We start from the raw sequence: 14,627 nt of genomic DNA, 5'->3' as shown, positions 1-14,627 counted from the left end.
CCGAGATGGCGTTGGTGACAGCCATCAGTGGTGTGTGTAGTGCGGTGTCACGTTCCAGACCACGTGGTAACCGACATAGATGGCCAGCACGAAGATGATCAGGTTGTAGATACCGTGAGAGATCAGCATGTCTTCCATTGTTTTTATCCTCAGCCGTTCTTGCGCACGATCTGGCCGTCGCGGCACATCAGGCACGCGGCAACGATATCGTCTTCAAGGTTGATCTCGAACTGGCCTTCTTTGTTGAAGACCAGCTTCAGGAAGTCCAGCAGGTTGCGTGCATACAGTGCCGAGGCATCAGCTGCGACTGCAGCCGCCAGATTGGTCGGCCCGACGATGGTCACGCCATTTTCGACGACCACCTGATCAGCCACGGTCAGCGGGCAGTTACCACCTTGGGCTGCCGCCAGATCGATGACCACCGAACCCGGTTTCATCTGCGCCACGGTTTGCGCACTTAAAAGCGTCGGAGCTTTGCGGCCCGGAATCAGTGCGGTGGTGATGACAATGTCTGCCTGCTTGGCGCGTTCGTGAACGGCCACGGCCTGGCGTTGCATCCAGCTGGCCGGCATAGGGCGCGCATAACCGCCGACACCGACGGCGCATTCACGCTCTTCATCGGTCTCGTAAGGCACGTCGACGAACTTGGCGCCGAGGGATTCGATCTGCTCCTTTACCGCAGGACGCACGTCAGACGCTTCAATCACCGCGCCCAGACGCTTGGCCGTAGCGATCGCCTGCAAACCCGCAACGCCAGCGCCGAGAATCAGCACGCGCGCGGCTTTCACAGTGCCCGCGGCCGTCATCAGCATCGGCATGAACCGTGGATAGTGGTGAGCGGCCAGCAACACAGCCTTATAGCCGGCGATGTTGGCTTGCGACGACAGCACGTCCAGACTTTGGGCGCGGGAAGTGCGCGGCGCGGCTTCCAGCGCAAACGCAGTAATGCCGCATTCGGCCATTTTAGCGATGGTTTCATTGCTGAACGGGTTGAGCATGCCCACCAGTGCAGTGCCGTATTTCATCTGGGCCAGTTCGTTGTCAGTCGGAGCGACAACTTTCAGTACCAGATCGGCACCGAACGCGGTGGCTTCGTTACCGATGGCTGCGCCAACCGCGATATAAGCGTTGTCTGGGATACTCGCACTGACGCCGGCCCCCGTCTGAACGGTGACCCGGTGGCCTTGGCCGATCAACTTCTTGATGGTTTCGGGAGTCGCGGCAACCCGCGTCTCACCGGCATGGGTCTCGAGTGGGAACACCGATATGCACTTGTTATTCTCCGGTAAAAATTCCTGAAAAAACTTTCCCGTTGAATGCATCGAAATGCATCCTTCGGCAGGGCTAGGTGCTTATGCCCGGTACGTGCCGGGCAAGCATTTTGTCGACGCGATTTGGGCGGTTTCATGCCGATCATGACGGACCCAGATCGGATACCCGCTCATCGCTGCAGTCGTCCTTAGTAGAACGCCTGCAGGCCCGTCTGGGCGCGACCGAGGATCAGCGCATGGACATCGTGAGTGCCTTCATAGGTATGACCACCTCCAGGTTGACCAAGTGGCGGGCTACGCCGAACTCGTCGCTGATGCCGTTGCCACCGAGCATGTCGCGGGCCATACGGGCGATATCCAGCGATTTTCCGCAGCTATTGCGCTTCATGATCGAGGTGATTTCCACCGCCGCGGTGCCTTCATCCTTCATCCGGCCGAGGCGCAGGCAGCCCTGCAGAGCCAGAGTGATCTCGGTCTGCATGTCGGCCAGCTTTTTCTGGATCAGTTGGGTCTGTGCCAGGGGGCGACCGAACTGTTTGCGGTCCAGGCAATACTGGCGCGCGGTGTGCCAGCAATCTTCAGCAGCCCCCAGAGCGCCCCAACTGATACCGTAACGGGCAGAGTTGAGACAGGTGAACGGGCCCTTCAAACCGCGTACATCCGGGAAGGCGTTCTCTTCCGGACAGAACACGTTGTCCATCACGATCTCGCCGGTGATCGACGCACGCAAGCCCACCTTGCCGTGAATCGCGGGCGCACTCAGGCCCTGCCAGCCTTTTTCCAGGACAAAACCGCGAATCTCACCCGCATCGTCTTTGGCCCAAACCACAAATACATCGGCGATCGGGCTGTTGGTGATCCAAATCTTGGCGCCTGTCAGGCGGTAGCCGCCGTCAACTTTTTTCGCCCGGGTAATCATCGAGCCTGGATCGGAACCATGGTCTGGTTCAGTCAGACCAAAGCAACCGATATATTCACCGCTGGCCAGCTTGGGAAGGTATTTCTGCTTGGTCGCTTCGTTGCCGAACTCGTTGATAGGCACCATCACCAACGACGACTGCACACTCATCATCGAGCGGTAACCGGAGTCGACGCGCTCCACTTCGCGGGCGATCAGGCCGTAGCACACATAGTTCAGGCCACTGCCGCCGTAAGCTTCGGGAATAGTCGCGCCAAGCAGGCCGGTTTCACCCATCTCACGGAAGATGGCAGGATCGGTCTGCTCATGACGGAAAGCCTCCAGCACCCGTGGCGCCAGTTTGTCGGCGGCGAACTGTTGGGCGCTATCGCGCACCATGCGCTCTTCTTCGGTGAGTTGCTGATCCAGCAGCAGCGGGTCGATCCAATTGAAGCTTGCCGAGTTGGCCATGGGTAATTCTCCAAGTTCGTTCTGGTGTTGTTTTATTTGGTTATTCGAGGCGTTCAATCACGCAGGCAATGCCCTGCCCCAGGCCAATGCATAGGCTAACCAGGGCGTACCGACCGTTGCTGCGTTCCAACTGACGTACCGCGCTGTAGGCCAGGCGGGCACCCGAGGCGCCCAGCGGGTGACCGATGGCAATGGCCCCACCATTCGGGTTCAGGCGTGGATCATCGAACGCCAGACCTAGTTGTTTGGCACAGCCGAGTACCTGCGCAGCGAAGGCTTCGTTGATTTCGATCAGATCCATATCGGCCAGTTGCAGATTGGCACGCTGCAGTGCCTTAATAATTGCCGGTACCGGGCCAAGCCCCATTAGCCTCGGCTCAACGCCCGCGATGGCTGCGGCCAGGATCTGTGCGCGTGGTTTGAGTCCGTATTGCTCGCCGATGGCCTGCGAACCAATCAACATTGCGGCCGCACCGTCATTCACACCCGAAGCATTACCGGCAGTGACTACGCCGCCCTCGAATAACGGGCGAAGGCGCGACAAGTTCGCGAAATTACTGTCGGGACGCGGGGGTTCATCACGCTCAACCAGCTTGGGCGGTTGCTTGGAGCCTTGAGGTACTTCGATGGGCAGGATTTCGCCAGCATGGAAACCGTCCTGTACCGCCGCCTCGAATAATGTCTGGCTGCGTGCCGCGTAGGTGTCTGCCTGATCACGACTGATGCCCAACTCGCGAGCGACGTTATCGGCCGTCTGCGGCATCGTATCGGTACCGAACTCGGCTTCCACCCGAGGATTGGGAAAGCGCGCACCGATAGTGCTATCAAAGGCGCTGAAATCCCGCGAGTAGGCGCTTTGCGCCTTTGCGATCACGAAGGGCGCGCGACTCATGCTCTCCGCTCCGCCGGCAATAAACAATTCGCCTTGGCCAACGTGCACTGCACGGGCGGCGTCGGCCACTGCTGCCAGCCCCGAACCACACAGACGGTTGACCGTCAGGCCGCCCACTGCAGGCGACAGGCCCGCCAGCAAGGCCGCGTGACGACCCAGGTTACGCGCGTCCTCGCCAGCCTGGTTAGTACAGCCGACAATCAGGTCTTCATAGTCTTGCGCAGCGAACGGATTACGCGCTACCAGGGCGCGAACGACCGAGGCCAGCAGGTCATCGGGGCGCACATTGGCCAGGACGCCCGCGTGGCGGCCAAAGGGCGAACGCAGGCCATCGTAGATGTAGGCATTCATGCTGATTCCTCCGGAGTGGTCAGGGGCAGGCCGAGCTGTACGCGGCGGCGCAGCCAAGGGCTGAGCCGATAGCGCGGCTCCTGATAGAGATCGTGTAGTGCGTGCAAGATCTGCTTGATTTTCATGGACCCATATTGATCGCCGAAACCCAGCGGGCCGTGGGGGTAACCCAGCGCCAGTTGCACCGCACGATCCAGGGTGGCGGGATCGACGATACGCCGCTGAGCGATTTCGCATCCCAGATTGACGATACTGGCCAGCACACGCTGGGCGATGAACCCGGGGGAGTCGTTGATCACCTCAACCGGTACACCATCTGCCCCTAACGCCTGCCGCGCCTGCGCCAGCACGTTGGCATCCAACCCAGGATGACGCATCAGCACTCGACGCAGGTCGAAACCGGCAAACGTTTCCAGCGCCAGGCTGCGGGCGACAGGGAGTTGCCTGCGGGCGATCGCGCTGCTGGCATCTTCGCCCAGCGGCGTCACCAGACAGATAGCATCCGAACCGGGCTGATCACCCTGCTCCAGCACCGCACCGGCACTCGCAAGTACGGCGCCGATCTTGTCGCGCATCGCAGCATCACCGCAGTCCAGCCAGAACGGCTGACTAATATCCACCTGCGGCAGTTCAACCAGGGCTTCTTTGACCGCTCGGCCTTCCCGGTAGCGATAGAATCCCTGCCCCGTCTTGCGTCCGTGCAACCCCGCGGCAAGGCGCGCAGGCACCAGCGATGAAGGGGTGTAACGCGGGTCCTGATAGAACTGGTCGTGGATCGACTCCATCACCGCATGAGCAATGTCCAGACCGACCAGGTCGAACAGTTCGAACGGCCCCATGCGAAAGCCCAGACAATCCTTGAGAATCCGGTCTATCTGTGCCGGCGTGGCAATACCTTCGGCCAGGATTCGCAGCGCTTCCGGGCCGTAGGCTCGGCCAGCATGATTGACCAGAAACCCAGGTGAATCCGGCGTCACTGCGGCGAAATGCCCGGCGTGCTGTGCCAGAACCGACAGCCGTTGAACGACCTGCGGATCGGTACGTTCCCCGCGGACCACCTCGACAATTTTCATCAGCGTGACCGGATTGAAGAAGTGAAAGCCGGCGACCCGCTGAGGATGCTCACAAGCGCTGGCGATCAGGGTGATCGACAGCGACGAGGTGTTGCTGGCCAGCACCGCATCACGGCTAACCAGTTGTTCCAGTTCCCGGAACAGCTTCTGCTTGGCGTCAAGATTCTCGACAATAGCCTCGATCAGCAGGTCGCAATCGGCGAGTTCCTGCAGGGTGTGCGCCGCACGCATACGCTCGAGGGTGCCGGCCAATACTTCGGCACTGATCTTTCCGGTGGCCGCCGCACGCTCCAGTAATTCGCGATTTTGCATTAAAGCTTGTTCGATAGCATCGCTGCGGCTGTCGTGCAGCAGCACCTCGACACCGGCGCTGGCGAACAACTGGGCAATACCACGACCCATGGCCCCACTACCGATCACACCGATCTTTTTAAATGTGGTCATAAGCATTCCTCAGAGAGCTTGTTCCAGCTCTGGAACAGCCTCGAACAGATCAGCTACCAGACCGTAATCGGCCACCTGGAAGATCGGCGCTTCTTCGTCCTTGTTGATCGCAACGATCACTTTGGAGTCTTTCATGCCGGCCAGGTGCTGGATCGCACCGGAGATACCGACGGCGATGTACAGCTGTGGCGCAACGATCTTGCCGGTCTGACCGACCTGCATGTCGTTGGGGACGAAACCTGCATCGACCGCGGCGCGGGAAGCACCGACGGCAGCGCCCAGCTTGTCGGCCAGGGTGTACAGGTATTTGAAATTGTCGCCATTCTGCATGCCGCGACCGCCGGAAATGACGATCTCGGCAGCGGTCAGTTCCGGACGATCGGACTTGGCCAGTGCTTCGCCAACGAAGCTGGATACTCCAGCCTCGTAAACGGTAGCAACTGCCTCAATGAGAGCAGAGCCCCCCACAGCGGCCACAGGGTCAAAACCGGTGGCCCGTACGGTTATCACTTTGACTGGTGCGTTTGACTGCACAGTGGCGAGGGCATTACCGGCGTAGATCGGGCGCTTGAAAGTGTCAGCGCTTTGCACCGAGATAATCTCGGATATCTGGTCAACGTCTAGCAGGGCGGCGACTCGAGGCAGAATGTTTTTGCCGTTTGAGGTGGCCGAGGCCAGGACATGGCTGTAAATCGTACGCTGCTCGATCACCAGACTGGCCAGTAAAGGTGCAACATTCTCGGGAAGCAGATTGGCATACGCCGCATGGTCGGCCACCAGCACCTTGGCCACGCCAGTGATGTTCGCCGCGGCTTCAGCCACCGCGCCGACAAAGGCGCCGGCTACCAGCACGTGAATGTCGCCGCCGATCTTGGCGGCGGCGGCCACGGTGTTCAGCGTGGCCGGGCCAGCACTTTGTTGTCCTGCGCGTCTTTGGAATAGTCAGCAATCACCAGGATCGTCATTCAGATCACCTTCGCTTCGGTTTTGAGTTTCTCGACCAGTTCAGCCACCGACTTGACCTTGATCCCGGCGCTGCGCACAGCCGGAGCTTCGACTTTCAAAGTCTTGTAGGTGGAAGCGGTGGAAACGCCCAACTCGTCCGCAGTCACTACTTCAAGAGGCTTCTTCTTGGCTTTCATGATGTTTGGCAGGGACGCGTAGCGCGGCTCGTTCAAACGCAGGTCGGTGGTGACGATGGCCGGCAGTTTCAGGCAAACCGTCTGTGAGCCGCCGTCGATTTCGCGAGTCACGGCAACCGTGGCTCCGCTGATTTCGACTTTCGAAGCGAAGGTGCCCTGACCGTAGCCGCTCAGTGCCGCGAGCATCTGACCCGTCTGGTTGTTGTCGCTGTCGATGGCTTGTTTGCCGAGGATCACCAACTGCGGCTGTTCCTTGTCGACAACCGCTTTCAACAATTTGGCAACGGCCAGGGAGGTCAGATCTTCGGCGGATTCGACGAGGATGGCGCGGTCGGCACCCAGCGCCAGCGCGGTGCGCAGTTGCTCTTGAGCGGTGGACGGGCCGATGGAGACGACGACTATTTCAGTCGCAACGCCTTGCTCTTTCAAGCGTACGGCTTCTTCCACGGCGATTTCGCAGAACGGGTTCATCGACATCTTGACGTTAGTGAGATCCACGCCGGAGTTGTCCGCCTTGACGCGAACCTTGACGTTGTAATCGACCACACGTTTTACCGCGACCAGTACTTTCATGATCTGTTCCTGTAGTAGACCGCCAGCGCAGTGTCCGGTCGTAGAGAGTGTTCAGGCACTGCGCATTAAATCGGCATAGGCCTGCAAATGATGGTCGTCATCGCCCAACTGGTGGCTGAGCATGACCAGACGCTTGGCATGATGGGCAAGGTTGTATTCCCAGGTCATGCCAATGCCGCCGTGCAATTGAATCGCTTGCTCGGCGATGAAACGAGCTGCGCGAGTCACGATGAACTTGGCCGCGGCCAAACCGCGACTGCGTTCGTCACTGTCGGAATCGTCAGCGATACAGGCGGCCAGAGTGGCCATCGAAATCGCCAATTCCAGCTCGCCACGCATGTCGGCCATGCGGTGTTGCAATACCTGGAACTTGCCGATCGGCGCGTTGAATTGCTGACGGGTTTTCAAATAGTCCAGCGTCAGACTGAAGGCTTCATGCATATTGCCGATCGCCTCAGCGCATTGCGCCGCCATCGCCCGCCCTTGCTGGTAACGCAATGCCGCAAGCGCTTGGCCGGCAGGACCCAGCAGATGATTCTGATTGATCATGACGCCATCAAGGTACAGGTCGCAGGCTCGTGGGCCATCGATGCACGGGTAATCACGGCGATGGACACCTACTGCCTGAGGGTCCAGCAGAAACAGGCTGATGCCCGACTCATCCAGAGCACCGCCAGCGGTTCGGGCCGAGACTAGAATAAGTCCGGCGCTGTGGCCGCCGACCACCGCGCATTTATGCCCGGTCAGACGCCATCCACCCTCGACGGCTTCGGCACTGCTCTGCACATCGTGCAGGTGATAGTGGCTCTGGCTTTCTTCCAGTGCCACCGCGAGCTGCAGCTCACCGGTAGCCACTTGAGGCAGCCATTTGCCACGCTGGTTCGCGTTGCCCAGTTGCTGCAGCAGTCCGCGCCGTGTATTTGCGACTGAAGATAAGGTTCCAGGCACAGGTTGCGGCCCAGTTCAGTCATCACCAGCATGTTGTCCACGCCACTCCCGCCGAAGCCACCGTATTCCTCGGCAAGCGGTACGGCGCTCAGGCCCAACTCACCGAGCTGGTTCCAGAACTCACGGCTAAACCCCAGTTCGCTGCGGTAAAACTGCTCACGCTGTTCAAAGCTGTAACGGTCGCGCGCTACACGGGCGACGGTGTCTTGCAGCATTTGTTGCTCTTCGCTGAGATTGAAGTCCATGGGGTGCCTCCTTAGAGCTCAAGAATCATCTTGGCAATGATGTTCTTTTGGATTTCGTTGGAGCCGCCATAGATAGACAGCTTGCGCAGGTTGAAATACTGGCCGGCTGGAGCGGCACTGTAGTCGGTGTGCAACAGCTCACCGGGGAAGGCATAGTTCAGCTCTTCCTCGGCAAAAGGCAGAGCATGCACGCCCAACACTTTGCGCATCAGGTGGCTGATAGCCTGGCGAATTTCAGAGCCCTTGATCTTCAGGATTGAGCTTTGCGCCCCGGGCACACCACCGCCCTGCACGGCGGCGAGGATGCGCAGGGTGCTCATCTCGATGGCCATTAATTGCATTTCCACTTCGGCAATTTGTACGCGTAACAGCGGGTCCTCCAGCAGCGGGAGACCGTTACGTAACTCCTGCGATGCGACCCATTTGAGTTGGGCAAGAGCCGCCTTGGACTGGGCAATGCCCGCCTGACCGGTGCGCTCATGGGTCAACAGGAATTTGGCGCATGTCCAGCCCTTGTTTTCTTCACCCACCAGATTGACGGCTGGCACGCGTACGTTGTCGAAGAACACTTCGTTGACTTCGTGATCACCATCCAGGGTGATAATGGGTCGCACCGTGATGCCTGGCGTCGTCATATCGATCAACAGGAACGAAATGCCGCGCTGCTGCTGGGCTTGCGGGTCGGTGCGCACCAGGCAGAAAATCATGTTGGCGTGCTGACCGAGGGTGGTCCAGGTTTTCTGGCCATTCACCACGTAGTGGTCGTCCTCTAGCACGGCGCGGGTCTTCAGGCTGGCAAGGTCGGAACCGGCTCCCGGCTCGGAGTAACCCTGGCACCACCAGTCCTCCCCGGACAGGATGCGCGGCAGGTAATAGGCCTTTTGCGCCTCACTGCCGAATTTCATAATGACCGGGGCGACCATGTTGACACCAAACGAGATTAACCGCGGCGCACCGAAAGCGGCGCACTCCTCCTCGAAGATGTGTCGCTGTACCACGTTCCAGCCAGTACCACCCTGCTCTACCGGCCAGTTGGCGGCGTACCAGCCGCGCCTGGCCAGCACCCCTTGCCAGCGCAGGTGGTCTTCTTTTTCAAGATGCTTGCCGAGGCGAACTTTTGCAGCGATGTCTTCAGGTACGGCCGCGCTGAGGAAGGCGCGTACCTCATCGCGAAACTCAAGTTCGGCGGGGGTGTAGTTGATGTCCATGCAAAGTCCTCGATGGGGGTGGGGCCAAGTCGCAAGCAACCTGTTCAGCCTTGCTGATCCAGCTCGGCAAATGTCTTGCCTTCGGCGACCAGGCGTTCAAGCAGTGGAGCCGGTTGCCAGTGCTCGCCGTGATGCTGGTGAAACTCACGAATACGATGCAGCACCGCCGCAAGCCCGATCTGATCAGCGAGGTACATCGGCCCGCCGCGATGGGCCGGGAAGCCATAGCCTTTCAGGAAAATCACGTCGATATCGCTGGCACTGCGGGCGAGGCCTGCCTCTAGAATCCGTGCGCCTTCGTTGATCAAGGCATAGATCGGTCGCTGCCAAAGGTGCTGCGGATCGATCTCGATCCTGACCGCCAGTGACGGCTCGCGAACCAACGCGTCGAATTTCAGGCCGGACGAGTCGAGCATCGCCACGGGCGCGATTTCCATCCCGAACTCGCGCAATGCAGCATCGACCTGCGCCACACTGAAGCCCTCCTCCACCAACTCTTCGGCCTCACGCAGATAACGCAAGGCCATGCGGTCACCCACGAAGCCGTCGCCCACGCCGACCACCACCGCCGTTTTACCCAGTTGCCTGGCAAGTTGTAGTGCGCTAGTCAGTACTTGCGCACTGGTTTGCGAAGCACGCACCACTCCAAGCAAATGCTTGACATGGGCCGGGTTGAAAAAGTGCAGACCCAAGACCTGTCCGGGACGGCCACTCAGATTGGCCATCTGATCAAGATCCAGCGACGAGGTAGTGCTCGCCAGAATCGCTTCGGTCTTGCACACCCGCCCCATGGCTGCGAATACTTGACGCTTGATGTCGAGGTCATCACAGACCGCTTCGATGACCAGATCGACCTCCGCCAGATCGGCGTAATCCAGTACGCCACTGATCAACGCCAGCTGCTCACGTTTGAGGGGCTCACTCAATCGGCCGTCCTGCACCCCGGCTTGCAGCAATGCATCGGCGCGATGCAGTGCCGCCTCCAGGCGTTGCCCATTGCGCTCGAGTAGCTTCACCGGCAAACCGGAGCCGACCAGGGCCAGCGCGATCCCCACGCCCAGGGTGCCGCCACCGACCACGGCGGTGCTGGCGAGTTTGCGAGTACTAACCGACGCATCAACATCAAAAACTTTAGCCGCTTGACGCTCCGCGAAAAATGCGTGGATCAACGCCGCACGTTGGGGCGACGCGAGGCATTCAAGGAATAGCGCGCGTTCACGCTGCAGGCCATCGTTCAAGGGCAGTGTGATCGCCGCTTCGATGGCGGTAATGCACCGTACCGGCGAGTACAACCCAGGATGGTTGCGTTGCACCTCATCGCGCTTGGCCATTAGCAAGTCGGCAGTGCTACTGACATCCGCAGGCACCTTGACATGGCCACTGCGACGCGGCTTCACCCCTTGCGCCAATAACTGCACGGCATACGCCAGGCCAGCGGCCAATGGCTCACCCTCATACAATTCATCAACAATTGCGTGACGCTTGGCCTCGACCGCGCTAATCGGCTCTCCGCCCACGATCATCTCCATTGCCTTTGCGACACCGGCCAGGCGTGGCAACCGCTGGGTTCCGCCGGCACCCGGCAACAAACCAAGCTTGACCTCCGGCAATCCAACTTTGGCGTTGACCTCAAGGATGCGGTAATGACAGGCCAGCGCCACTTCTAGACCGCCCCCAAAACCGAACCATGTAGCACTGCCAGTGACGGCTTGCTGAAGTTTTCCAGCGACAGGGTGACATCCGGCAGGGTAGGCGTTTGCGGTGGTTTGCCAAACTCGCGGATATCGGCACCGGCAATAAAGGTTCTGCCCGTGCAATACAGCAGCACCAGCTTGATATCGGGATCCCGCTCGACGGCGTTGAACGCTGCCAGCAACCCTGCGCGTACGCGGTGGCCAACGGCATTGACCGGTGGATTATTGATCCGCACAACAGCTATCGCCCCTTCGCGGGACCACTGCACGGGAGATGACATCGGGCAACTCCTGCAAGCATTTGCCTGCTTTTATTCTTGTATGACCGGGCAAAAAAATGCGTTTAACGGTGTTTCCACAGTGGTTTTCGCTTCTGCACGAACGCCTGCATGCCTTCCTTCTGATCTTCGCTGGCAAAGCTTGCGTGCAGCAGGCGCCGCTCAAAATGCACCCCTTCGGCCAGGGTAGTTTCAAAGGCGCGATTGACCGCTTCTTTATTGAGCCTGACGGCCATCGCTGATAGTTCGGCGACCTGCCGGGCGATCTGCAGTGCTTCATCGAGAAGGCTCGCCGCCGGCACGACGCGGCTGACCAACCCACTGCGCTCCGCTTCGGCCGCATCCATCGTGCGCCCCGTCAGGCATAGATCCATCGTCTTGGCCTTGCCTACTGCGCGGGCCAAGCGCTGGGTACCGCCGGCACCCGGCAGCGTGCCAACCTTCACTTCTGGTTGACCAAAACGCGCACTGTCGGCCGCAATGATCAGATCGCACATCATCGCCAGCTCACAACCGCCGCCCAAAGCCAGTCCGCCGACCGCGGCGATCACCGGCTTCCAGCAGCGAGTCACCTCCTCCCAGTTAGCTGTCACAAAATTATCCAGATAGACGTCAGCGAACCCCTTGCACTGCAGCTCGACGATATCTGCACCGGCGGCGAAGGCCTTGTCGTTGCCGGTAATCACCATGGCGCGGATGCCGTCCTCTCGCTCGAAGGCACGCAATGCCTCGCCCAACTCACTCATAAGCGCGTCACTCAAGGCATTGTGCATCGCGGGCCGATTAAGCCGGATCAAACCGACGCTTTCATGACGCTCAACCAGAATATTTTCGTAGGGCATGACATGGACCACTCGTTCCTGACTGCGGCAAGCCGCATGACCCGAAGATCCGATGTACGGATCCGGACGCTTGCAGCCAAGTCTATCGACATCAAAAAATAAAGACAACATGTTGACATAATAAAAATATAACGCGTATCTTCACCTCCATCAGAAAGCGAATCTCTCGATGACATACCGCCTATTAAATACTGCCGATCAATGACTACAAAGACAAACATGCAGCTAGGACGACGTTCCACCATGTTTGAGTCAGGTGCATTTAATGACAATATCATTGCAGACCATTCGGATCAGGCGGTGCTCGCCACTCCGACTCGGTAGCGCTGATTGCCTACCGGGTGAACGAGGATGAACGTCAGGCTTTCAGCTACCGCGAATTGGATAGCCTCGTGACTCGCATATCCGGCTGGATTCAGCCACGCGCTGATGAAGCAATACCCGCAAATCAATCAAAACATGATGAGGACTGCTGCATGAAAGGTCTTATTGGAAGAACTGTAATCATCACCGGCGGCGGTGGCGGCATCGGCCGCGCCGTCAGCCTGCGCTTCGCTGCTGAAGGCTGCCTGGTCGCTGTACTTGATCGCGATGCAGCTGCCGCACAAACCACCGTCGACCTGATCAACGAAGCGGACAGCAAGACCAAGGCCAAGGCCTACGCCGCCGACATCACCGATTACGCCGCCATTGTCGAAACCGTCGCGGCCATTGAAAAAGATTTGGGTGTGCCGACCGTACTGGTAAACAACGCGGGCTTCGACCGCTTCCTGCCGTTCCTTAAAACCGAGCCGGCCATGTGGCAACAGTTGATCTCGATCAACCTGACTGGGGCGTTGAACATGCACCACGTGGTCCTGCCGAAGATGCTTGAAGCGGGTGGTGGCAAGGTAATCAATGTGGCATCCGATGCCGCCCGTGTCGGCTCGTCCGGCGAAGCCGTTTACGCCGCCTGCAAGGCGGGACTGGTAGGTCTGTCGAAAACTTTGGCGCGGGAACTGGCGACCAAAATATCAACTTCAATGTGGTCTGCCCTGGCCCGACCGATACCGCCCTGCTTAAAAGCGTAGCGGCGACGTCGAGCAACCCGGAAAAGCTGATGGAAGCTTTCAAAAATGCCGTTCCAATGCGCCGTCTCGGTCAACCGGAAGACTACCGGGGATCATCGCCCTGCTTGCCAGCGACGACGCCAATTTCATTACCGGACAGGTTATTTCCGTGTCCGGCGGCCTGACCATGGCCGGCTAACCAGGAGAATTTCCATGCATTACGAAGACATTCTGTACACCGAAGTCGAGGGTGTTGCGACCATTACCATCAACCGTCCGGATCGCTACAACGCTTTCCGCGGCCAGACCTGCATGGAGCTCATCCACGCTTTCAACCGTGCTGGCTGGAACAAGGAAGTGGGCGTCATCGTGTTCACTGGTGCTGGCGACAAAGCATTCTGCACCGGCGGGGATCAGGGGGCCCATGAAGGCCAGTACGACGGCCGCGGCCTGATCGGTCTGCCGGTAGAAGAATTGCAGGGTCTGATCCGTGAAGTGCCCAAGCCAGTGATTGCACGTGTCAACGGCTTTGCCATCGGGGGCGGTCACGTCCTGCACGTCGTCTGCGACCTGACCATCGCGTCCGAAAAAGCCGTCTTCGGCCAGGTCGGCCCGAAAGTCGGCTCGGTTGATCCCGGCTTCGGCACGGCCTATCTGGGTCGCATCATCGGCGAAAAACGCGCCCGCGAGATTTGGTACCTGTGCCGCAAATACAGCGCTCAACAGCTTACGACTGGGGCTGGTCAACGCGGTAGTGCCACATGACGAACTGGATGCCGAAGTGCAGAAATGGTGTGACGAGATTCTCGAGAGAGTCCGACCGCCCTCTCCATCGCCAAGCGCTCATTCAACGCCGACAGCGCCAACATCGCGGGCATCGGCGCGCTGGGAATGCAGGCACTGAGCTTGTACTACGACACCGATGAAGCCAAGGAAGGGACCGCTGCGTTCAAAGAGAAACGCAAGCCGGAATTCCGCAAGTTCTACAAGTGATCCCAGTTCCGGCAGCTTCTGCGCTTGCCGGCGCAACCCCGGCCCAGGCTTGGAGAGAACCATGAATTTCGCATTCCACGAACCACAAAACGCTATTCGTGAATGCGTTGTTCGCTTTCGGTCAGCCATCTCCACATTTCGTCCAACGACTACTGGGCTATAGCGAGGCACTGCATCACTTGCTTGAAGCCTTGCCTTCATAACCCAGGCGATGACTGACATGCACCTGCACGCTGGCGAGAAGGTCGAACCACG

General features: G+C 59.2%; 6 protein-coding genes and 8 pseudogenes. 2 read left to right on the top strand and 12 right to left on the bottom strand.

Annotation, left to right across the window (positions count from 1 at the left end):
- From CES87_RS31695 to CES87_RS31645, 12 genes and pseudogenes are all read right to left on the bottom strand, one after another.
- Positions 1–138 (bottom strand): annotated as a pseudogene (locus CES87_RS31695) (proton-translocating transhydrogenase family protein); the annotation flags it as partial.
- 11 nt (positions 139–149) lie between these two features.
- Positions 150–1,272, bottom strand: a pseudogene (locus CES87_RS31690) (Re/Si-specific NAD(P)(+) transhydrogenase subunit alpha).
- Between the two features lie 187 nt (positions 1,273–1,459).
- Positions 1,460–2,640 (bottom strand): annotated as a pseudogene (locus CES87_RS31685) (acyl-CoA dehydrogenase).
- Between the two features lie 40 nt (positions 2,641–2,680).
- Complete coding sequence (locus tag CES87_RS31680) at positions 2,681–3,883, bottom strand: 3-oxoadipyl-CoA thiolase (protein WP_128609354.1); 1,203 nt, start codon at positions 3,881–3,883, stop codon at positions 2,681–2,683.
- Positions 3,880–5,400 carry a 3-hydroxyacyl-CoA dehydrogenase gene (locus CES87_RS31675; RefSeq protein WP_128609353.1) on the bottom strand — a complete coding sequence of 507 codons (1,521 nt, stop codon included), beginning with the start codon at positions 5,398–5,400 and terminating at the stop codon, positions 3,880–3,882. Before CES87_RS31675 ends, CES87_RS31680 begins: the two co-directional genes overlap by 4 nt.
- 9 nt (positions 5,401–5,409) lie before the next feature.
- Positions 5,410–6,365 (bottom strand): annotated as a pseudogene (locus CES87_RS31670) (electron transfer flavoprotein subunit alpha/FixB family protein).
- Entirely contained in the window at positions 6,366–7,115 is a 750-nt protein-coding gene (locus CES87_RS31665; RefSeq protein ID WP_128609351.1) for an electron transfer flavoprotein subunit beta/FixA family protein, read from the bottom strand.
- Positions 7,116–7,166: 51 nt separating this feature from the next.
- Positions 7,167–8,308 (bottom strand): annotated as a pseudogene (locus CES87_RS31660) (acyl-CoA dehydrogenase family protein).
- A gap of 11 nt (positions 8,309–8,319) precedes the next feature.
- Positions 8,320–9,516: an acyl-CoA dehydrogenase family protein gene (locus tag CES87_RS31655; RefSeq protein WP_128609349.1), complete on the bottom strand. Its 1,197-nt coding sequence runs from the start codon at positions 9,514–9,516 to the stop codon at positions 8,320–8,322.
- A 44-nt stretch (positions 9,517–9,560) separates the two neighbouring features.
- Positions 9,561–9,932: a 3-hydroxyacyl-CoA dehydrogenase family protein gene (locus tag CES87_RS33970; RefSeq protein ID WP_256591176.1), complete on the bottom strand. Its 372-nt coding sequence runs from the start codon at positions 9,930–9,932 to the stop codon at positions 9,561–9,563.
- 27 nt (positions 9,933–9,959) lie between these two features.
- Positions 9,960–11,491, bottom strand: a pseudogene (locus CES87_RS31650) (3-hydroxyacyl-CoA dehydrogenase NAD-binding domain-containing protein); the annotation flags it as partial.
- 62 nt (positions 11,492–11,553) lie between these two features.
- Entirely contained in the window at positions 11,554–12,330 is a 777-nt protein-coding gene (locus CES87_RS31645) for an enoyl-CoA hydratase (protein ID WP_128609358.1), read from the bottom strand.
- 476 nt (positions 12,331–12,806) lie between these two features.
- Between CES87_RS31645 and CES87_RS31640 the strand changes: the two are divergent.
- Together CES87_RS31640 and CES87_RS31635 are read left to right on the top strand one after the other, a co-directional pair.
- Positions 12,807–13,564, top strand: a pseudogene (locus CES87_RS31640) (SDR family NAD(P)-dependent oxidoreductase).
- Between the two features lie 28 nt (positions 13,565–13,592).
- Positions 13,593–14,372 (top strand): annotated as a pseudogene (locus CES87_RS31635) (enoyl-CoA hydratase-related protein).
- The last annotated feature ends 255 nt before the right edge of the window (positions 14,373–14,627 follow it).

The sequence above is a fragment of the Pseudomonas sp. ERMR1:02 genome (assembly GCF_002277815.1).
Taxonomy (GTDB): Bacteria; Pseudomonadota; Gammaproteobacteria; order Pseudomonadales; family Pseudomonadaceae; genus Aquipseudomonas.
Note: the sequence above shows the minus strand (reverse complement) of the source record. Positions and strands in the feature narration are given on the sequence as shown.